At 30.1% G+C, this 20819-nt stretch carries 25 protein-coding genes; all 25 read left to right on the top strand.

Going from position 1 to position 20819, the window contains the following annotated elements; genetic code table 11:
• Positions 1 to 106: 106 nt before the first annotated feature.
• The 25 genes from spoIIIAA to B2671_RS13040 all read left to right on the top strand — a co-directional run bounded on the left by spoIIIAA (position 107) and on the right by B2671_RS13040 (position 20709).
• Positions 107 to 1024, top strand: a complete 918-nt coding sequence (gene spoIIIAA, locus B2671_RS13160) for a stage III sporulation protein AA (RefSeq protein ID WP_346870816.1) — start codon at positions 107 to 109, stop codon at positions 1022 to 1024.
• Between the two features lie 3 nt (positions 1025 to 1027).
• On the top strand, positions 1028 to 1546 hold the full coding sequence (spoIIIAB, locus tag B2671_RS13155) for a stage III sporulation protein SpoIIIAB (protein ID WP_346870815.1): 519 nt from the start codon (positions 1028 to 1030) through the stop codon (positions 1544 to 1546).
• Positions 1547 to 1561: 15 nt separating this feature from the next.
• Positions 1562 to 1759, top strand: coding sequence for a stage III sporulation protein AC (spoIIIAC, locus tag B2671_RS13150; protein ID WP_346870814.1), 198 nt, complete (start codon positions 1562 to 1564; stop codon positions 1757 to 1759).
• A 9-nt stretch (positions 1760 to 1768) separates the two neighbouring features.
• Entirely contained in the window at positions 1769 to 2152 is a 384-nt protein-coding gene (gene spoIIIAD, locus B2671_RS13145; protein WP_346870813.1) for a stage III sporulation protein AD, read from the top strand.
• 376 nt (positions 2153 to 2528) lie between these two features.
• The gene (gene spoIIIAE, locus B2671_RS13140) at positions 2529 to 3284 is read left to right on the top strand and encodes a stage III sporulation protein AE (protein WP_346870818.1); all 756 of its coding nucleotides are present in this window, start codon (positions 2529 to 2531) and stop codon (positions 3282 to 3284) included.
• Between the two features lie 36 nt (positions 3285 to 3320).
• Positions 3321 to 3917, top strand: coding sequence for a stage III sporulation protein AF (spoIIIAF, locus tag B2671_RS13135; RefSeq protein WP_346870812.1), 597 nt, complete (start codon positions 3321 to 3323; stop codon positions 3915 to 3917).
• Positions 3918 to 3952: 35 nt separating this feature from the next.
• A complete protein-coding gene (gene spoIIIAG / locus B2671_RS13130) occupies positions 3953 to 4657 on the top strand; it encodes a stage III sporulation protein AG (protein ID WP_346870811.1) in 705 nt (234 codons plus the stop codon).
• A 42-nt stretch (positions 4658 to 4699) separates the two neighbouring features.
• Positions 4700 to 5188, top strand: coding sequence for a SpoIIIAH-like family protein (locus B2671_RS13125; protein ID WP_346870810.1), 489 nt, complete (start codon positions 4700 to 4702; stop codon positions 5186 to 5188).
• 187 nt (positions 5189 to 5375) lie between these two features.
• Entirely contained in the window at positions 5376 to 5774 is a 399-nt protein-coding gene (locus B2671_RS13120; protein WP_035129363.1) for an Asp23/Gls24 family envelope stress response protein, read from the top strand.
• A 237-nt stretch (positions 5775 to 6011) separates the two neighbouring features.
• Positions 6012 to 6413 carry a transcription antitermination factor NusB gene (gene nusB, locus B2671_RS13115; RefSeq protein ID WP_346870809.1) on the top strand — a complete coding sequence of 134 codons (402 nt, stop codon included), beginning with the start codon at positions 6012 to 6014 and terminating at the stop codon, positions 6411 to 6413.
• A gap of 8 nt (positions 6414 to 6421) precedes the next feature.
• Entirely contained in the window at positions 6422 to 7267 is an 846-nt protein-coding gene (locus B2671_RS13110; RefSeq protein WP_346870808.1) for a bifunctional 5,10-methylenetetrahydrofolate dehydrogenase/5,10-methenyltetrahydrofolate cyclohydrolase, read from the top strand.
• On the top strand, positions 7257 to 8459 hold the full coding sequence (xseA, locus tag B2671_RS13105) for an exodeoxyribonuclease VII large subunit (RefSeq protein WP_346870807.1): 1203 nt from the start codon (positions 7257 to 7259) through the stop codon (positions 8457 to 8459). Before B2671_RS13110 ends, xseA begins: the two co-directional genes overlap by 11 nt.
• Position 8460: 1 nt before the next feature.
• Positions 8461 to 8679, top strand: a complete 219-nt coding sequence (gene xseB, locus B2671_RS13100) for an exodeoxyribonuclease VII small subunit (protein WP_346870806.1) — start codon at positions 8461 to 8463, stop codon at positions 8677 to 8679.
• Positions 8680 to 8702: 23 nt separating this feature from the next.
• Entirely contained in the window at positions 8703 to 9569 is an 867-nt protein-coding gene (locus B2671_RS13095) for a polyprenyl synthetase family protein (RefSeq protein WP_346870805.1), read from the top strand.
• A 711-nt stretch (positions 9570 to 10280) separates the two neighbouring features.
• The gene (locus tag B2671_RS13090; RefSeq protein WP_346870804.1) at positions 10281 to 10865 is read left to right on the top strand and encodes a hypothetical protein; all 585 of its coding nucleotides are present in this window, start codon (positions 10281 to 10283) and stop codon (positions 10863 to 10865) included.
• Positions 10866 to 10870: 5 nt separating this feature from the next.
• Positions 10871 to 12748 (top strand): 1-deoxy-D-xylulose-5-phosphate synthase, encoded by a 1878-nt coding sequence (gene dxs / locus B2671_RS13085; protein WP_346870803.1) that lies wholly within the window; start codon positions 10871 to 10873, stop codon positions 12746 to 12748.
• A gap of 2 nt (positions 12749 to 12750) precedes the next feature.
• Positions 12751 to 13575 carry a TlyA family RNA methyltransferase gene (locus tag B2671_RS13080; protein ID WP_346870802.1) on the top strand — a complete coding sequence of 275 codons (825 nt, stop codon included), beginning with the start codon at positions 12751 to 12753 and terminating at the stop codon, positions 13573 to 13575.
• Positions 13572 to 14441: an NAD(+)/NADH kinase gene (locus B2671_RS13075; RefSeq protein WP_346870801.1), complete on the top strand. Its 870-nt coding sequence runs from the start codon at positions 13572 to 13574 to the stop codon at positions 14439 to 14441. Before B2671_RS13080 ends, B2671_RS13075 begins: the two co-directional genes overlap by 4 nt.
• A complete protein-coding gene (locus tag B2671_RS13070; protein WP_346870800.1) occupies positions 14422 to 14871 on the top strand; it encodes an arginine repressor in 450 nt (149 codons plus the stop codon). Before B2671_RS13075 ends, B2671_RS13070 begins: the two co-directional genes overlap by 20 nt.
• 16 nt (positions 14872 to 14887) lie before the next feature.
• Entirely contained in the window at positions 14888 to 16585 is a 1698-nt protein-coding gene (gene recN, locus B2671_RS13065) for a DNA repair protein RecN (protein WP_346870799.1), read from the top strand.
• Positions 16586 to 16822: 237 nt separating this feature from the next.
• Entirely contained in the window at positions 16823 to 17977 is a 1155-nt protein-coding gene (gene spoIVB / locus B2671_RS13060; protein ID WP_414632638.1) for a SpoIVB peptidase, read from the top strand.
• 253 nt (positions 17978 to 18230) lie between these two features.
• Positions 18231 to 19064, top strand: coding sequence for a sporulation transcription factor Spo0A (gene spo0A / locus B2671_RS13055; protein WP_346870797.1), 834 nt, complete (start codon positions 18231 to 18233; stop codon positions 19062 to 19064).
• A 184-nt stretch (positions 19065 to 19248) separates the two neighbouring features.
• Positions 19249 to 19767 carry an NUDIX hydrolase gene (locus tag B2671_RS13050; RefSeq protein WP_346870796.1) on the top strand — a complete coding sequence of 173 codons (519 nt, stop codon included), beginning with the start codon at positions 19249 to 19251 and terminating at the stop codon, positions 19765 to 19767.
• Between the two features lie 80 nt (positions 19768 to 19847).
• Positions 19848 to 20486: a stage II sporulation protein M gene (gene spoIIM / locus B2671_RS13045; RefSeq protein ID WP_346870795.1), complete on the top strand. Its 639-nt coding sequence runs from the start codon at positions 19848 to 19850 to the stop codon at positions 20484 to 20486.
• A gap of 4 nt (positions 20487 to 20490) precedes the next feature.
• On the top strand, positions 20491 to 20709 hold the full coding sequence (locus B2671_RS13040; RefSeq protein ID WP_346870794.1) for a hypothetical protein: 219 nt from the start codon (positions 20491 to 20493) through the stop codon (positions 20707 to 20709).
• Positions 20710 to 20819 lie beyond the last annotated feature (110 nt).

Below are 20819 nucleotides of genomic sequence, written 5' to 3'. Positions count from 1 at the left end.
TCATTATATGAAGCACTTATTTTTTGCAAAAAATAAAAAATAAAAATATTATAGTAATAATTATCTATGAAAGGTAATAACAATTAAGTAAGAAAGGGTGAGTTGCATGATTACTAAAGATGTTTTGGATATATTATCTCCTTCTATTAGAACTGAAGTTATAAACTATGACCATGGTGAAAAACTACAAGAAATTAGATTAAAAGTTAACAAACCTCTTATATTTATAAGCAATAATAAGGAGATAAGAACAAGTTATAATACAAAACTAGAGGACATAAAGATAATTATTCAAAAGATAAGTAGCTACTCCATATACGCCTTTGAGGAAGAAATCAAACAAGGATATATAACTATTCAAGGTGGTCACAGAGTTGGAATTTGTGGTACCTGTGTTTTAGAAGAAAACTCTCTTAAGACTATAAAACACATATCTTCAATTAATATACGTATTGCTAGAGAGGTAAAGGGATGCAGTGATGGAATCTTACCTTTTATCATTAAAGATAATTCTATATTAAATACTATAATAATATCTCCACCTAAATGTGGGAAAACAACTATATTGAGAGATTTATCAAGGGAGATATCTAATGGATTATCAAGATATGGATTAAGTGGCAAAAATGTAGCTATTATTGATGAAAGAAGTGAAATTGGAGCATGTTATAGAGGGGTTCCTCAAATGGATGTAGGCATTAGGACAGATATATTGGATAACTGTCCGAAAAGTCAAGGAATAATCATGGCCATTAGAAGTATGGCTCCTCATCTTATAGTATGTGACGAAATAGGTACCTATAAAGATATGGAGAGTATTGTGGCAGCATTAAATTCAGGTGTAAATGTAATAACTACTATCCATGGATTTAGTGAAAAGGATCTCTATAATAGACCAGTATTTAAAGAGGTATTAGAAAATAAAGTTTTTCAAAGGGCTGTAATTTTAAGTAATAAGTGTGGCATTGCAACCATAGAATATATATATGATTTTACAAAAGGTGAGAAAGTAAGGGGGTGGTAATAAATGATAAAAATAATAGGTTTTATTCTCATAGTAGGTTCATCTACTATTTTAGGATTTTCCTATGGAGAAAAATTTAAAAAAAGAGTTAGGGAGTTAAAGGAATTTCAGCGAGGAGTATATGTATTAAAGAATGAAATAAATTTTACCCATGCATTACTTCCAGAGGCTCTTAATAAGGTCTATGAAAAATGTGAAGAACCCATAGCCGGAATTTTTAAGGAGGCGTCAGAATTAATTATTAGCAGCAAAGAATGTGATGTAAATAGTTGTTTTATTCATAGCCTAGATAAAAGAGTGGACAAATTATCCTTAACAAAAGATGACCTAGGTATATTTTTAGATTTTACTAAAAGTTTAGGTGAAATGGATATAGAAGGACATAATGATATGTTTGCACTAACTCTAGAAAATTTGGGAAAAGCAATTAAGAATGCCGAATATAACATTGATAAAAACGTGAAGATGTATAGATACCTGGGGTTTTCCTTCGGTGCCATGATAGCAATTATTTTAATGTAAGGAGGCGTGTGGATTTTGTTAGATATAAGTATAATAATAAAAATTGGTATAGTTGGAATAGTAATGATAGTTTTAGATAAGGTTTTAGATAGTGGAGGGAAAAAGGAATATGCAGTTATTAGTAATTTAGCAGGAATAGTAATAATACTAATATTAGTGATTAGTTTGGTTTCAAAGTTATTCAATGCAATACAAACTTTATTTTACTTTTAGGAGGAAACTATGGATATTATCAAAATAGTATCCTTTGCACTAATAACTCTTCTTATTGTGATAATGGTAAAAAAGGAAAGACCAGATATTGCACTTTTAATTAGCTTAATAGCAGGCATAATAGTATTTATGTTTTTAGTTAGCAAGCTAACCATAATAGTAAATTTCCTTCAAACCTTATCTAATAAAGCTAATATAGACATAGTGTACTTGGATACAGTATTTAAAATTTTAGGTATTGCATATTTATCATCCTTTTGTAGTGAAATTTGCAGGGATGCTGGTGAGAGTAGTATTGCATCAAAGGTTGAATTTGCTGGTAAAATATTAATTCTTACTCTTGCAATACCAATACTAATGGCTGTAATGCAAACAATATTAAAGATAATGTAGGTGTAAATATGAAGAAAAGTATATTTGTTTTAATAGTTATGATCATATTTTTAATTCCTATAAAAGCTTATGGTAATGATGAAGTAAATATAGATGATGAGCAAATGAGCAAAATAAATGGACTATATGATTATATAAGTAATCTGGATACTGGAACTGAATTACTAAAGGATATGTCTCCTAAGGAATTTGTACAAAGTTATATGAAAGATGGACAAGGCTCTTTAGAAAGAAAAGAGATATTAAAGATGGCTTTAGGATACTTGTTTAAAGAAATAGTAGTATCTTTTAAAATAATAGGACAACTTATCATAATAGCTATNNATTTAGCAATGAAAAGTTGTGTAATGTAGCATATTTTGCTTGCTTCTCAGTGATGATTATACTGATTGCTCGAGGATTTTATATAGGAGTGGAATTAACCCAACAGGTTATAAATAGTATAAGTGATTTTATGGTAGCGCTAATGCCGGTGCTTATAATGTTACTGGCAAGTGTAGGGAGTGTAAGTCAAGCTGTGGTGATGGATCCCATTATTATGGGTGTATGCACCTTAGGAACTAAGCTTTATTCTTCTATAATAATACCTATAATTTGTATGAGTTTTGTCCTAGATTTTGTAAATAATATATCTAATGAATATAACGTTAAGAATTTGACTAGTTTACTTAAAAAGTTTGCACTATGGGTTCAAGGTATTTTTCTAACAATTTTCGTTGGGATTATAACAATTAGGGGAATTGTAGGAAATAGTTTTGATGTGGTGACCACAAAAACAGCTAAATTTGCCATGGACAGTTTTATACCCGTAGTAGGTAAAACCCTATCTGATGCCTTTGCTACAGTAGCCAGCTATACCTTGCTTTTGAAAAATTCAGTTAGTCTATTAGGTGTAGTAATCCTTATATCTATAATTTTACTTCCTATAATAAAGATTTTTGTTATGGGATTCATGTATAAACTAACTTCTGCATTATTGCAACCAGTAAGTGATAATAAAGTAACTAATATTATAGATGCTGCAGGAGGATCTTTGATGCTACTTGGTTCTTGTATTATATGTGTCAGTGTAATGTTTTTTATAATGATTACTATAATAGCTGCTACAGGTAAAGGATTTATTCTAATGTAGATATTAGATTAATTTATGTTAAAAGTAGGTGATGGAATGATAGAAGGTTTAGGAAAGTGGATAATAACCATATGTGTGGCAATATTTTTTTCTACAGCAGTACAAATGATATTACCAGATAATTCATTAAAAAAGTATTGTAATTTTATTCTTGGGTTAATTGTTTTTGTAGTTATATTAAGTCCTATTTTAAAAATATTTAATGAAGAGCTACAAGTGAACAAAATAATTGAAGAATCTGCAGACTTAGTATTCAATGATAAAGGTGTTAGAAATTATGAAGAATATAGACAGGCTAATATAAATAGTACATTAGAAAGGTTTAAAAACAATTTAGAAAAACAATGTGTAGCTGATTTAGAGAAAAATTTTAAGGGAGATCGGTATAGTGCCAAGGTAGATGCAGATTATGACAATGAAAACAGCATTTTTCTTATTGAAAGAATTGAGATAGGAATTAATGATGGTTCAGTGGAAAGGGTAAAAAAGGTACAAATCGGTGATGAGTCAGTTCAAGTAGACAATCAAGATTCTTCAACAGATAAAAAATCAATGGAGGTTAGAAATTTTATTAGCTCTACTTACGATATAGATGAGGAAAATATATATGTATACAAACTTAATAATAATTAAACATAAATTTTATATAGAAGTTTGGGGGGATAAAAGTGTTAAATAATCTTAAAAAAATATTTGAAGATATTTTTAAGGGAAAAGGAGGTGAGAGCAAACAGCAAGATAAAGATTCTAAAACTACTATAGGAGAAAGCGGTAAAAAGCCTAAGGTGATAAATTCTAATCTATTAACAAATTTAGCCATAGTATTTTTAGTTGGAGTTTTATTATTAATAGTAGGAAGTATGTTTACAAAGGACAATAGTCCAAAGGGAAGTGACAGTGGAACTGCTAATGTAGTGGCAATAGGTGGTGATGAAATACAAAAGAATACAGATACTACATCTTCAGCTGTAGATAAGGCTTATAAGGAGAAGATGCAAGAAGAATTAATTAGTTTATTAGGGAAAATAGAAGGTGTAGGTAAAGTCCATTCTATGATTTACTTCGAAAGTGGACAAGAACAGATACCGGTATTTAATGAAGAAACCTCAACTAGTGTTACTAGTGAAAAGGACAATGGTGGGGGACAAAGGGAGATAACACAAGAAAATGGTGGGAGTACAGTAGTTATGGAAAATAAGGAAAACCAACAACAACCCTTTATAACAAAAACTTATAATCCTACCATTACAGGTATTTGTGTAGTAGCTGAAGGAGCTGGGGATTCAGTGACAGAATTAAGGATACGTCAAGCTGTAATTAAATTATTTGGTCTTTCAGATGATAAAGTACAGGTATATCCTATGAAAAAGTAGCATATAAATGTGATATAAATAAAAAATTCGGGGGGAACTATAATGAATAAAAAACAAACTATAATTATTTCTTCACTAGTAGTATTAATTTTATTTGCAGGTTATTTAGCGACTCAAGTAAATGGACCACTTTATGTAAGTGATACAAAGGGAAATGATGGAACTACAATTAGTGCATCAACTAATGCAAATTATTTTACAGAAGCAAGATTACAACGTGATAACAATGCCACTAAAACTCTTCAAACTTTAAAGGCTTTATTAGATGATGAAAATACTCCACAGGATCAAAAGGCAGAGGCTGCTGATGAATATAAGAATTTAGCACTTCAATCTGATAAAGAAGTTAAAATTGAATTAGCCCTTAAAGCTCAAGGATTTGAAGAAGCTCTTTGTACTTTAGATAAGGAAAAGGCTACAGTGGTAGTTAGACATGAAGGAGAGCTTTCAGACCAACAAGTTAGACAAATTAAAGATGTAGTTATGAGTAAAGCTGATATAAAAGATATAGAAATAAAAGTAGCTGAATAACTAAACATATTTTGTTTTAAAAACAGTAGAGTGAAAATCTGCTGTTTTTAATATATTTATAGGGTAATATTTATAAAAGTGGGTAATATAAAAATAATGAGTATTTCTATTATAAAATTTGTAAAAGAAATTGTTATCTGATATAATATGAATATTATTAATCACACTGGTAAGGGGGTAGTGAATTATGGAAGAAAATATATTAAATGAAGTTCCTACAGAGGAAGAAGTTGGTATAGTAAGAATATCTGACGAAGTTATTGGTGTAATAGCTAGTCTTGCAGCATCAGAAATAGAAGGTGTTGCAGGTATGAGTGCTGGATTAGTAGAAGATATAAGTAAAAAGCTCACTGGTAAAAAGAATATATCAAAGGGCGTTAAAGTGACTATGGATAATGATTCTGCAGTAATAGATTTACATATGTCCGTGGAGTATGGTATAAAGATACCGGATATGTGTTTAAAGGTGCAGAAAAATGTTAAAAACACTGTTGAAACTATGACAGGTTTAAATGTATCATTAGTTAATATTAACGTGCAGAATATTATATTTCCTAAGATGAACAAAGAAGAGGAAATAGAGTAATTTTAAACACCCTCTAGTGAAGAGGGTGTTTCCATGTGTAAAATTAACTTATCCCATGTCATGATGTGGAGTTTAATTTCAATTTTAAGAACATAGTATTAATAAGAATATACAAGGATCTTGTACATAAGAAACTCCCATTTCAGTGGTTTTATATAGATAATTTATTTATAAAAAGTTATAAATAAACTTATTAGGAAAAATAACAAACAAGAGATATTTTATGGAGGTATATATATGAATAGAAGAAAAAGTAGAGAGATAGCAACTAGGTTAATATTTGAAATGTCAATTAACAAGGAGAGTTATGTAGACATTATTGAAAATTTTCGTGAAAATACAGAGGAAAAAATAGAGGATATAGACTTTGAATATGTAATAAGAGTATTAAAGGGAGTATCTGAAAATGAAGCTCAAATTAATGAAACTATTTCTAAGTATCTAGTAAAATGGAAATTAGAAAGATTACCAAGGATGAACTTAGCTATTCTGAAAATGGCAACTTATGAAATCTTATTTGATGAAGATATTCCAAACAAAGTTACTATTAATGAAGCTATAGAACTTGCAAAGAGGTATGGAGATGATAATGCACCATCATTTATAAATGGGGTGTTAAATAATTTAATTAAAAAGTAGGTGTATTTATGGGAACAAAATTAAGTGGAAAAGACTTGGCAGTTCAACATAAAAGCGAAATTAAAGAATTAATTGCAAGCAGAGTAAGAAAAGGGAAAAGACCTCCAAGGCTAGTATCAATAATTGTTGGTGAAGATGGAGGATCTATTTCGTATACTCGAGGACAAAAAAAGGTAAGTGAGGAGCTTGGAATATTGTATGAAACAAAAATGTTTTCAGAAAATATTTCTGAAGATAAGCTTATTGATGAAATTAAAGAGTTAAATGAAGATAATTCTGTTGATGGAATAATAATTCAATTACCTCTTCCAAAAGCATTAAATGAAGAAAGAGTTTTAGATGCTGTTGATGTAGAAAAGGATGTAGATGGACTTACAGATTTTAATCTAGGAAAGATGTATAAAGATAAAAAATCTTTCATGCCATGTACAGCTAGGAGTGTTCTTGAACTTATTAAATCCCAAGCAGATATAAAGGGAAAAGAAGCCGTAATAATTGGACGAAGCAACATAGTTGGAAAGCCAGCAGCTTTTTTACTTCTTAAAGAAAATGCTACTATTACTATATGTCATTCAAAAACTATAGATATAGAGAGAGTTTGTAAAAAAGCAGATATTTTAGTTTCTGCCATAGGAAAACCAGGCTTTCTAACTAAAGATTTTGTTAAAGAGGGTGCCATAGTAATAGATGTAGGAACTACTATGGTTGAAGGCAAGGTTAAAGGCGATGTAAACTTTGAAGAAGTATTAGAAGTGGCTAGTTTAGTAACTCCAGTACCTGGTGGGGTAGGCGCTATGACAACAACTATGCTCATGAAGAATACCTGTGAGGCATGGTTAAAAAATGTACAGTAAAATTTTAACAGTGACAGCGGTAAATGGCTATATAAAGAAAGTGATAGATAATGATTTTATCCTTAAAAATTCTAATATCAAAGGAGAATTATCTAATGTAAAAATTCATAGCAGTGGTCATATATACTTTTCATTAAAGGATAGTTTTACAAAGCTTAAATGTGTAATGTTCAAGACAAGAGCCATGGATTTAACATTTATACCTAAGGATGGAATGAATGTAGTAGTATCTGGGAATATATCTATCTATGAGAAAGAAGGAACCTACCAACTTTACTGTAACACTATGGAGGTAGAAGGAGAAGGAGAACTCTTTATTGCATTTAATTTATTAAAAGAAAAGTTAGAGAAAGAAGGACTTTTTGATAATAATATAAAAAAGGCAATTCCATCCATGCCAAGAAGAATAGGAGTAATTACTTCACCTACTGGTGCAGCAGTAAGGGATATAATTAAAGTAGCAACTAGACGAAACCCAAACATTGATATTTTAATATATCCATCCTTAGTTCAAGGAATCAATGCTAGTATAGATATAGCTGCTGGTATAAAAGCTCTTAATAATATTGAGGATGTAGATGTGATACTTTTAGCTAGAGGTGGTGGCTCAATCGAAGAGTTATGGGCCTTTAACGAGGAAGAGGTAGCTAGGGCTATTAAAGCCTCTAAAATTCCTATTATTACAGGAGTAGGACACGAAACAGATTTTACAATAGCTGACTTTACAGCTGATTTAAGGGCAGCCACTCCTTCCCATGCTGCTGAAATTGCAGCATACAGCTTAGAGAGTTTTAAGGAAAAATTAAATGGATTAAGAGAAGAAATGAAATATGCTATAAATAAAAATATTAATGAGAAATTTAATATTCTTAATAATATGCTTAATAGATTATTGTTATATAGCCCCGAGAATTATGTGGTAAATCAATATGATAAGTTAGATAATCTAAAGAGTAAACTAGTGTTTACTATGGAATTGAGGATTCAAGAGGAAAGAAATAGATTAAAGGTTATAAGTCATAGATTAATTGGAAATAACCCATTAAACATATTAGATAAGGGGTATAGCATTATAAAAAGTCCGGAGAATCATCATATAGAATCTTTAGAAAAATTGAAAGAGTATGAAGTTGTAGGGATTACCATGAAAGATGGTCATGGACTATTTAAAATAGAACAGGTGGAGGAATAACATGGCTAAGAAAAAAGAAACTTATGAGAGCAAGGTCCTTAAGTTAGAAGAAATATTACTTGAAATGGAAAATAGAGAAGTTACTTTAGATGAGGCTATTTGTAAATATGAAGAGGGAATGAAGCTTTATAGTGATTTATATAAGACGCTTCAAGAAGCAGAAGGGAAAATAAAGATATTGACAGATAAAGGTGAAGAAGATTTTCGTCAGGAAGATTAATTGTATTTTGTGAGGGATTGAATATGAATATTAATATCTATAAGGAAAAAATAGAAAGTTGGATGGAAAACTATTTTAAAACTAAAGATGTTGGTGATAGTTCCATGTTAGAACCTATAATATATAGCTTAAAGGTTGGGGGTAAAAGAATAAGACCTATTCTTATGATTTGTACTTATAATATGTATAATAATACTATAGATGAAATCCTTCCTTTTGCTGCGTCTATGGAGATGATACACACCTATTCATTAATACACGATGATCTTCCATGTATGGATGATGATGATTTAAGAAGAGGTAAACCAACAAACCATAAGGTTTATGGAGAAGCTATGGCTACCTTAGCCGGAGATAGTTTACTAAATGAGGCTATGAATATAATGTTTTCACAATGTCTAAATGGGGAATTGAAAAAAATTAGAGCAGCAGCGGTTATTTCAAAGTCATCAGGTATAGATGGTATGATAAAGGGTCAAATTATAGATATAAGAAGTGAAGGTCAAAAAATAAATGAAGAAATTCTTTTAGAGATGCACAAAAATAAAACAGGTCAGCTAATATCAGCTTCCATTATTTCAGGGGCTACAATGGGAGAAGCTCCAGAAGAAGATTTGGAAACTCTTAAATCCTTTGGAGAAAAACTAGGTCTTGCATTCCAAATTAAAGATGATATTTTAGATGTTGAAGGAGATTCGAAATTACTAGGTAAAACTCAAAGTGATGGAGAAAATAATAAAACAAATTTTATTACTATGTATGGAATTCATAAGTGTAAAGAATTTTGTAATAATTTAACTCAAGAATGCTATGAGCTTTTAAACAGCATAGAAAGAGATACAAAAGAATTAGAAGATATAACTAAGTTTTTACTGGAAAGAGAATACTAATCTACTAAAAAAATGATTCTAAGTACATTTAACTTTCAAGTAAGCTAAGAAATCTGTTTATAAAAAAGTAATGTCAATTTATTATAGTTATGCTATAATTAATTTAATGAGGTGGTGCAGTATTCTAGTCAGGTAAGTACTTTTGAGGACGGGGCTAAAAATCCGTTGAAGGGCACATCGATGAAGTTCCTTGTGCTGGCTTGTAACGCCCAGTTGTGGGCTTGTGCTGGGAGTAAGATTGTGGGGCGACCGCAAAGGCATGCGACATCGACCCTACAATCGTGGAGACCAATGTTTGTGCTTTGGGAGAGATACCCACGGTACGGCACTGGATTAAACCTGCATTGTGGTAAACGAGCTATGTGCAGAGTAGCCTGCCTTGAGTGAGGTGGGTAGAGGTGAGAACAAATCTTATTACCCCGGCCAGGGTAATGGGGCTATTGCTTGCTAAAACCCATGTTGCAAAAGAGGATAAGAGAGTACCTAACTGTTGAGGAAATCTCCTAGACTGTTCCATGTGAAGCATATTAAGGATTGCAGTGTGGACTAAGTGGTAATCTAGCCCTGTAGTTGGAAACACTATAGATAGAGCATTAAAGGGAAACCGTCAAGATGGCGACATCTTGATTACTCTATGGGAAATCCTGCTAGACCTAAGCCGCAAATTTTACTTAGTATGCTACCACCTTTATCTATTTTTGGAGGGTAAAATTGGAAAGCGATAGTAGTAGGCGGAATAAAAAAGCCAAAAACAAAGAATGTAAGAAAAAAAATACAAAAGAAGCATTATGGATAACTAAAATTACAATTTATACTATAATTATTAGTGGAACTGCTTCACTTTTATCAGAATCTACACTTCCAAGGGTTAATGCTTCCTTAGCGTTTACCATATTAGTGTTGATTATTTTTTTAGGCGTAATTTTTGATGTGATAGGTACAGCGGTTACGGCAGCGAATGAAATTCCATTTCATGCCATGGCTGCAAAGAAGATAAAAGAAGCAAAAATAGCAGTGAAGATGATAAGAAATGCAAGTAAGGTTTCAAACTTTTGTAATGACGTGGTAGGAGATGTGTGTGGTATTATAAGTGGATCTGTAGGTGTAGTAATAGTAGCAAAAATATTGCAACTTTACCCTTATGGTTCTGAAATATTAATAGCATCTGGTATTAGTGCAATGATAGCAGGAGCCACTGTTGGTGGAAAAGCAATAGGAAAAAAATTCGCAATTACAAATAGTAATAATATATTATATGCAGTTGCAAAAGTAATATATTTTATAAAACGAGGTTAAGGTAAATGTCAAAGTATTTAGATAGATATGAAGATTTTAATGAAATAAGAAACATGAAAATAAATGAATTGGAAGAATTTGCAGAAGAAATACGTCAATTTCTGATCACTCAAGTCTCCAAGACGGGAGGACACTTATCATCTAATTTAGGTGTAGTTGAATTGACTATGAGTTTATTTAACGTATTTGATTTTAACAAGGATAAGATAATTTGGGATGTAGGACATCAATCTTATGTTCATAAAATATTAACAGGACGTAAAGAAAAATTTGATACCCTTAGACAATATAAAGGTCTTAGTGGATTTCCCAAAACAGAAGAAAGTAAGTATGATATGTTCAATACAGGACATAGCAGTACATCTATATCAGCAGCGGCAGGGATGGCAAGGGCTAGAGACATAAAAAATGAGAAACATGATGTAGTAGCTGTAATTGGAGATGGAGCCCTTACTGGCGGAATGGCTATGGAGGCTTTAAATGATATAGGATATAATAAAACTAAGATGATAGTAGTATTAAATGATAATCAAATGTCTATTTCACCAAATGTTGGAGGAATATCCACATATCTAAATGATTTAAGGATGGGAAATGCTTATAATAGAGTTAAAAGTGATGTAAATGCTACTTTGGAGAAGATACCAAAGGTAGGAAAAAGCATGATTAATTCTATAAATAAGATGAAGGATTCTGTAAAGCAACTTATGGTTCCTGGAATGCTTTTTGAAAATATGGGATTAAAATATTATGGACCAATAGATGGCCATGATATTAAAGAAATGAGTAAGGTACTAAAAAAAGCTCAACAGGTAGAAGGCCCAGTAATTATTCATGTAATAACTAAAAAGGGTAAAGGCTATGAGTATGCAGAGGAGTTCCCAGATAAATTTCATGGAGTAGGGCCTTTTAATTGTGAAAATGGACAGCAACCTTCAAAGGCTAGCAAATCCTATTCAGAAATTTTTGGTGAGACTATGGTAAAGTTGGGAGAAAAAAACAGAAAATTAGTAGCTATAACTGCAGCTATGCCAGAGGGAACAGGACTTGAGGGATTTTCTAAGGAATTCCCAAAGAGATTTTTTGACGTAGGTATAGCAGAGCAACATGCGGTAACCATGGCAGCAGGTATGGCATCACAAGGATTAAAGCCTGTATTTGCAGTGTATTCTACTTTTCTTCAAAGAGCTTATGATCAAGTTATTCATGATGTAGCAATACAAAAATTGCCGGTGGTAATTGCTATAGATAGAGCAGGTATTGTAGGTCAAGATGGAGAAACTCACCAAGGGGTATTTGATCTGTCTTACTTAACTCACATACCAGATATGACAATAATGAGCCCTAAATGTACTGAGGAGTTAAGGTATATGCTACAGTTTGCAGTTACACAAAACTATCCTATAGCTATAAGATATCCAAGGGGCGGAGACTTATCTAGTATTAAACTTTCACCTATGACTTTCTTTAGAAAAGGTAAGTGGGAAGTTTTGGGTAATAAATCTGGAAAAGTGGCAATAATAGCAGTAGGTAAAATGGTTCAAAATGTAATTATTGCTAAAGAATTGTTAAAGGAGAAAAACATAGATTGTACTGTAGTAAATAGCTGTTTTGTAAAACCTATAGACAGTGAATTAATAAAAGAACTAGTACAGTCAGGATATGATTTAGTTATCGTAGAAGATAATATGATATCTGGTGGTCTTGGAAGTGAGGTATTAGAGTATTTAAATAGGGAAGGATTACTTAAGAATAATATTTTAACATTAGGATTTAAGGATAAATTTATACAGCATGGTGATGTTAATACATTATATAATCTTAACAAATTAGACCCAGAAGGAATTTGTAGTAGTGTAGAGGAATTTTTAACTAAGGAGTAAGCATGTTAAAGGAAAGAGTTAGATTAGATTTATTAGTAGTAAAAAAGCAATTAGCAATTTCTCGTGAAAAAGCTAGAGAATATATTTTATCTGGAAAAATATACGTCAATGGAAAAGAAGAAAGAAAATGCGGGCTAAAAGTTGAAGAAGCTGCTGAAGTTGAAATGCGTGGGGAAGTAATTCCCTATGTAAGTAGAGGTGGAATTAAATTAGAAAAAGCCCTTAAAGATTTTAATATAAATCTTAAAGGGCTTAAATGTTTAGATATAGGAGCATCTACTGGAGGGTTTACAGAATGTATGCTTACTAGTGAAGCCATTAAGGTATATGCAATAGATGTAGGTAAAGATCAATTGGCAGACAAACTTAAAGGGGATAAAAGAGTTGTTTCTATGGAAAGCACAAATGTAAGAAATCTTACAATGGAACAAATTGGTGAATACTGTGATTTTGCATCTATAGATGTATCTTTCATTTCATTAGACAAAGTAATACCTCATGTTATTCCACTTTTGAAGGAAGTGGGAGAAGTGGTAGCACTTATAAAACCTCAGTTTGAAGCTGGTAGAGGAAAAGTTTCTAAAAAAGGGGTAGTAAAGGATAGTAAAATCCATGAAGAGGTTATTTTAAATGTAGTAACTTTTTTGAAGGAGAATCACATTAATATATTAAATTTAACTTATTCAGGCATTAAGGGTCCTAATGGAAATATAGAATACCTGATTAATTTTACTAAAGATTTTAGTAGAATAGGAAATTTTAATAGCAATAGTATAAGAAATATTGTAAAAAATGCTCATGAAAAACTTATTGTGGAGGATATATGAAGAGTATAGGTATTAACATCAATTCATCTAAAGATAAGAAGAATACAATACTAAACTATGTTCATGATCTAATAAAGGAAGAATTTCCTGAAAGTGAATTACATATATTTAAAGATGCTGAGGGATTGGAGCTAGAAGAAAACAAAAAATTAGATTTACTTGTTACCTTAGGTGGAGATGGGACTATCTTAAGAGCAGCAAGAAAAATATATAAGTATGGGGTACCAATTCTTGGAGTTAATATAGGACATTTAGGTTTTTTAACTAGTGTAGAACTAACAGAAGTTAGTGAAGCAATTAAAAAACTTAAAAATAATGAATTTAAAATCATGGAAAGAATGATGATAAAGGTTACTATTCCTAAAAAGGATGGTGGAAATGTCCATGTAGCTTTAAATGATATAGTTATAACCAAGGGTACTTTAAGCAGAATGTTGACTTATAATATATTTGTAGATGGAAGCTTTTATAGTAGCTATAAAGCTGATGGGTTAATAGTATCTACCCCTACAGGCTCTACAGCCTATTCTTTATCAGCAGGGGGTCCAATAATCTATCCAACTATGGAGCTAATAAGTTTAACTCCTATTTGTCCTATATCTAATGGAGTAAAGACGATTATTTTAGATCCTCATAATAAGATAAAAATAATATTAAATACTAATGAAGATAACGTATTCTTAACCTGTGATGGGCATTTAGAATTAGAATCAGATAAATACAATGAGATGATAATTGAAACAATTGAAGATAAGTGTAAGATTGTTCAATTTAAGGATTATGATTATTTTAAAATATTAAGAACAAAAATAATTTCAAGATCTATGGATTGTGAGGAGAAAATATATGAAAGAAAATCGCCATAGTATAATATTGGATATAATAAGAAATGAAGATATTGAAACTCAAGAAGATTTAGCTGATAGATTAAGAGCTAAAAATATAAATGTAACTCAGGCAACTGTATCTAGAGATATAAAGGAATTAAACTTAATTAAAACCTTATCTCATACAGGAAGATACAAGTATGCACAAGTAAATACAAATAACAACTCAACTATTAGTGCATTGGCATATATATTTTCAAATACAGCTATATCTGTTGAAAAGGTAGATAAAATTTTGGTTGTTAGAACAATTACAGCATCAGCTCAAGTTGCAGCTGAAGCAATTGACTCTTTTAAATTAGAAGGAATTGCAGGAACAATAGCTGGAGATAATACTATTTTTATTTTGGTAAGGACTGACGAAAAAGCCGAGGAACTTAAATTAGAAATAGAAAAATTAATAAAGTAAATGAGGAATGGTATAAATGCTTTTACAACTTAATATTATGAACTTTGCTCTTATAGAAAAACTATCCATAGATTTTTCTAAGGGATTTAATGTTTTATCAGGAGAAACAGGAGCAGGTAAATCTATATTAATTGATGCTATTAGCTTTGTTCTTGGAGGTAAATTTAATAAGAACTTAATAAGGGTAGGAGAAGATAAAACTGTAGTAGAAGCAGTTTTTTCTATTGAAAATCACAGAACTAGGGCTATTTTAGAAGAATTAGATATAAGTGATGAGGGAATAGTAATACTCAGTAGGGAAAGCTTTCACTCAGGGAAAACCATAGCAAAAGTAAATAATAAAACCTTATTGCTATCTAAGATAAAGCAGGTTAGTGAAACCTTAATTGATATTCATGGTCAACATGAAAACCAAAATTTATTAGATAGTTCAAAGCACATAAATTATGTAGACTCATTTGGACAAGAGTTATTGGTGAATAAACTTGAAGAATACGATAAATTTTATTTAAAGTATGGTGAAGTGGAAGAAAAAATAAATAGACTTCAAGGAAATGATGGAGAAAGAGAGAAAAAAATAGATTTTCTAAAGTTTCAAATAGATGAAATTAATAGTATAAAACCTAAGATAGGTGAAGATGAAGAATTATCAAAGAAATTTAATATGTTATCTAATGGAGAAAAAATCAAAAAGGCTTTAGAAAAAAGTTATATGCTACTTAAAGAGAATGATGAAAGTAGGATTTCTATTATAGATTCCTTAATGCATGTTATTAGAGAACTTAAATCTATTGAAGCTCATCATGAAGAAGTTAAATCCATAGTAGATTCTCTGGAGGAATCATATTACTTGTTAGAGGATAATACTAGAACCCTTAGTGACTTAAAGGATAATACAGACTATGATATAGGTGAATTGGAATTTATAAATTCTAGAATGTATCAATTATCTGTTTGTAAAAAGAAATATGGACCTACTTTAGAAGATGTACTAGTGTATAAAAATAATATAGAAGAACAATATTTCGAATTAATAAACAGTGGAGAGATTATAGAAGAACTGTTAAAACAAAAGAAGAAGTTATATGAAAAATTAGAAGGAATAGCACAGGAATTACATAATTTAAGATTAGAAATAAGTGAAGTGCTAGAAAAAGAAATAAAAAAAGAATTAGATTATGTAGGTCTTGAAAAAAGTAGATTTAAAATAGAGGTAGCATATACAGAGAATCTTAATTCTAAAGGTAGAGACAAGATACAGTTCAACATTTCTACTAACCCTGGACAGCCATTACAGCCTTTAGAAGAAGTGGTTTCAGGTGGAGAATTATCAAGGATTATGCTAGCACTTAAAACTGTGTTTGTAGATAAAGATCAAATTCCATCTGTAATATTTGATGAGGTAGATACTGGAATAAGTGGTAGAATAGCTCAAAGAGTAGGAGAAAAAATGGTGCTTATTTCTGAAGCTCATCAAGTATTTTGTATAACTCATTTACCTCAAATTGCGGCACTAGCAGATGTGAATTATTTAATTGAAAAAAACAGCGATGAAGTAAATACGTTTACAAAGGTTAAGAAGCTAAAGGATGATGAAGTGGAACAAGAAGTAGCTAGAATAATTGGTGGTAGCGAAGTTACGGCTATAACTATTGAAAATGCACGAGAGATGATTTCGAAGGCAAAAGAAATAAAAGATTATTTAAGACGATAAACAGCATGTCTTGGATTTTATTATAAATTTTAAAAAATTAAAATTAAAATGTGAATATATACTATAAAAATGTTTAACACTATAAACTAAGTATAACTTTAGTTTATAGTGTTTTATTTTCATGTTCTAAAAAATTCAATTAGGAAATCTTTTTGGGTTTAAAAGAAAAAGAACTCTAACATAAAAATTTCTCATAGGGGAAAATTAAAGTTAAACATTCTTTACAGGAGGTAAAGCATTATGAAAAAATTTAGTAATATTTTATTCTTGATATTTACTACAACCTTCATACTAATATCTATAAATTGCTATACTGATATAGTTAATAGATATTTTAATGAAGCAGTGCCATCAATAAATAATTATTCAAGTGCTATGGATTATAAATTAAATTTTTCAGAAGCTTCTAGTCTAAAAAAGGTTAATTATGCTAAAACCTCCGACATAATGGTTTATCCAGGAGGAAAACCTTTAGGAATTAAAATTAATACAAAAGGAGCCCTTGTTATTGCTTTGTCAGACATTGAAGTAGATGGTAATAAGGTTCAAAGCCCAGCTGCTATTTCTGGAATAGCTATAGGAGATAGCATTATAAAAATTAATAATGAAGAAATAAAAAGTGCCGAAGATATAGCTACTTATGTAAATAGAGCCAAGGGAGAGCAGGTAAAGATTACAGTAAATAGAAAAGGCGAAGAAATGAATTTTGTAGTTAATCCAGTAGTCAGTAAAAAGGATGAAAACTATAAAATTGGATTATGGGTTAGGGATTCTGTGGCAGGTGTGGGAACTTTAACATTTTATCATAAAGAAAGTGGGAAGTTTGGAGCGCTAGGACATCCTATAACAGATATGGATACCAATACTATTATGAGTGTTGGGAAAGGTGAAATTGTAGATTCTAATATAGTGTCAGTAAGGAAAGGAGCTAAAGGTAGTCCAGGTGAACTTAGGGGTATTTTTACAGATAGTGATAAGACATTAGGAATAATTAGATTAAATACCTCTGTTGGAGTATTTGGAGAAGGCAATGATAATTTAATATGCAATAATTATAATAAGCCTATGAAGGTAGGATTTAAAGATGAAGTCAAGGTAGGAAAAGCACAAATTCTTACAACTATAGATGGAGAAGAGCCTGAATTATTTGACATAGTAATAGAAAAATTATTAAATCAACAAGAACCAAATGGTAAAAGTATGATAATAAAAGTTACAGATCCATTGTGTATAGAGAAAACAGGTGGAATTATTCAAGGGATGAGTGGAAGTCCAATAATTCAAAATAACAAAATAGTAGGTGCAGTAACCCATGTTCTTGTCAATAAGCCTGATACAGGATATGGAATATATATGGATTGGATGATAAATGAAGCAAACATTAGGAAATAAATAAATATTATCAATTACACTTAAAAAATACAAAACACTATATAATAATCATAAATAATTAAATAAAAACAATCTATTTATATAAAATTATAATAGGTTGTTTTTATTTGACTCAAAATGATGTTATAATATAAGAAAAGGTTGAATTTTAAAAAAATTTATTTTTTTTTTAGGTAGTAGAAGGAGTTTTATTACTTTTGTCGAAATTATATATCTATGATATGGTAAAAATTACAAAAAGGGGAGTTGTGGAATGGAGCAAAGAAGCATTAATGTGCTAATTGCAGATGATAATAAGGAGTTTTGCAATATTTTAAGTGATTATTTTTTAAGTCAAAAGGACATCAACGTAGTTGGTATAGCAAAAGATGGAGTAGAGGTTTTAGAACTTATTGAACAAACTAACCCTGATTTAGTAGTTCTAGACATTATAATGCCTCATTTAGATGGATTAGGAGTTCTTGAGAGATTAAATACAATGAATTTAAATCCAATGCCTAGAATAATTATATTATCAGCAGTAGGTCAAGACAAAATAACTCAAAGAGCTATATCTTTAGGAGCTGATTATTATGTAGTTAAGCCTTTTGATATGGACGTATTATCTAATAGAATAAGAGATATGTTTAATAATTCAATTTCAAGTGATACAGTTAGAAAAACACCAGTTACTAATACAACTAGTTCTTCATCATTAATGATGGATGTTAAACCTAAATCAAATAGTGGATCTATGGATTTAGAATCAGAAATTACTAATATCATTCATGAAATTGGTGTACCAGCTCATATTAAAGGGTATATGTATTTAAGAGAAGCTATAACTTTAGTGGTAAATGATATAGAATTATTGTCAGCAGTAACTAAAGAACTATATCCAGCAATAGCTAAAAAATACAATACTACTGCAAGTAGAGTAGAAAGAGCTATAAGACATGCTATAGAAGTTGCGTGGGGTAGAGGACAGGTTGATACTATTAATAAATTATTTGGATACACTATTCATAATGAAAAGGGTAAACCAACTAATTCAGAGTTCATTGCAATGGTAGCGGACAAGCTAAGACTTAAAAATAAAGTATGCTAGAAGTTTGATATTATTAGAACTATAGTAAAATTTAAGTCGATTAATTATCAAAATCAAGGCAACAAACAGTTTTTTACACCAACAAATATAAAATTATAAGTTATAGGCATCTTTCAATTTGAGAAAATTGAAGGTGTCTATTTTATGTATGATAGGTTATTATATATTACGAGGAGTGGTGATGATGAAACTTTTTGAGAAAACTATTAGTGAAGAATATAAATTTAAAGGAACAGTAATAAATTTGAAAGTGCAGCAAGTGGAACTTCCTAATGGAAAAGTGGGAAAAAGAGAACTTATAGAACATCCAGGAGCAGTTGGTATAGTAGCTTATTTGAATTCAGATACTATGCTTATTGTGGAACAATTTAGAAAAGCATTAGATAGAACAATTTTAGAAATACCAGCTGGGAAAATAGAAAAGGGAGAAGATATTAAACTATGTGGTATTAGAGAATTGGAAGAAGAAACTGGATATAAGGCTAAAAAATTTCAGTTCTTAGGTAAAATAGCTACAGCACCTGGATTTTCAGATGAATATATATATTTATATAAGGCTACTGAGTTATATAAAGGTGAAGTTAATAGAGATGATGATGAATTTATAAATGTAAAATCATATAGTATAGATAAAATTAAAGAAATGGTTAAAAGTGGAGAAGTTATAGACGGAAAGACTATTGCAGCTTTAGCATACTTGTAAAAATTAAATAAAATGGAATATTACCCTTAGGTTAGGCATAAATATAAATTAATTCTTAAATAAACTAAGGGGGAATATGTATGACATTAAGAAGCGTAATAGATAGTTTTAATAAACATTTTTATGAAAATATTTGGATGTATTTATTAACAATATTATTTATGGCCACTGGGATGATTCTAGGTCTCTACTGTGTTAAATATATGGGGGATGTGGACAAGAGTACCTTAATTAACTATATAACTGCTTTTGGCTCATCATCGACCTTAGATGGATTATCTAATAAAGAAATATTAATGGGTACTTTAAAAAATAATATACCCATTATAATTGGATTTTGGTTCTTAGGATTAACGGTAGTAGGACTTCCAATAATTATTTTGATTAATATTTACAAAGGATTTTCTTTAGGATTTACTTTTAGTTTTTTTATATATGGATTAAAAGAAAAAGGATTACTCTTATCACTTTTAGGTGTTTTACCACAAAACCTTATATATATACCATGTTTAATATTCTTATCAGTACTATCTATTGAATTTTCTATAGGTATAGTAAAAGAAAAATTTGCAAAGAAATATTCACCTAATACTGGTTCAGTAAGAAATTACACTATGATGTTTTTAATTGTTACAGGAGTTATGTTTATTGGATTTTTATTTGAGTCTTTTATAACACCTATACTTATAAATTTTGCACTAAAGGGGTTAGGGGCATAAAAGTATGAAAGATGACATTAAAAAGTTCTTAATTTTATATGCAGAGTGCTTTATAATTATATTTGTTATGGGGGGAGTATTGCCTAATATATTAGATTATGTACTGAGTTATTTTTATAAACCTGGAATTTATGAAAATAGTATTTTAGTGGGCAATGAACTAATAAAACCTTTAGAAATATTATATAATTATATTCATATATTTAATTCCATATTGAGATAAAGGAAAAATATAGATAAAAAAATTTAACTAATAAATTGACATATTTAAATAATAATGTACTATTATATTATGTGCCATTGCTAAAAAAGATGTAAGTTTAGCAGTGACAC

Origin of the sequence: Clostridium sp. UBA5119 (genome assembly GCF_002414285.1) — a bacterium.
Taxonomy (GTDB): domain Bacteria; phylum Bacillota; class Clostridia; order Clostridiales; family Clostridiaceae; genus Clostridium_J; species Clostridium_J sulfidigenes.
The sequence above is the reverse complement of the archived record's forward strand: the minus strand, read 5'-3'. Positions and strand labels throughout refer to the sequence as shown.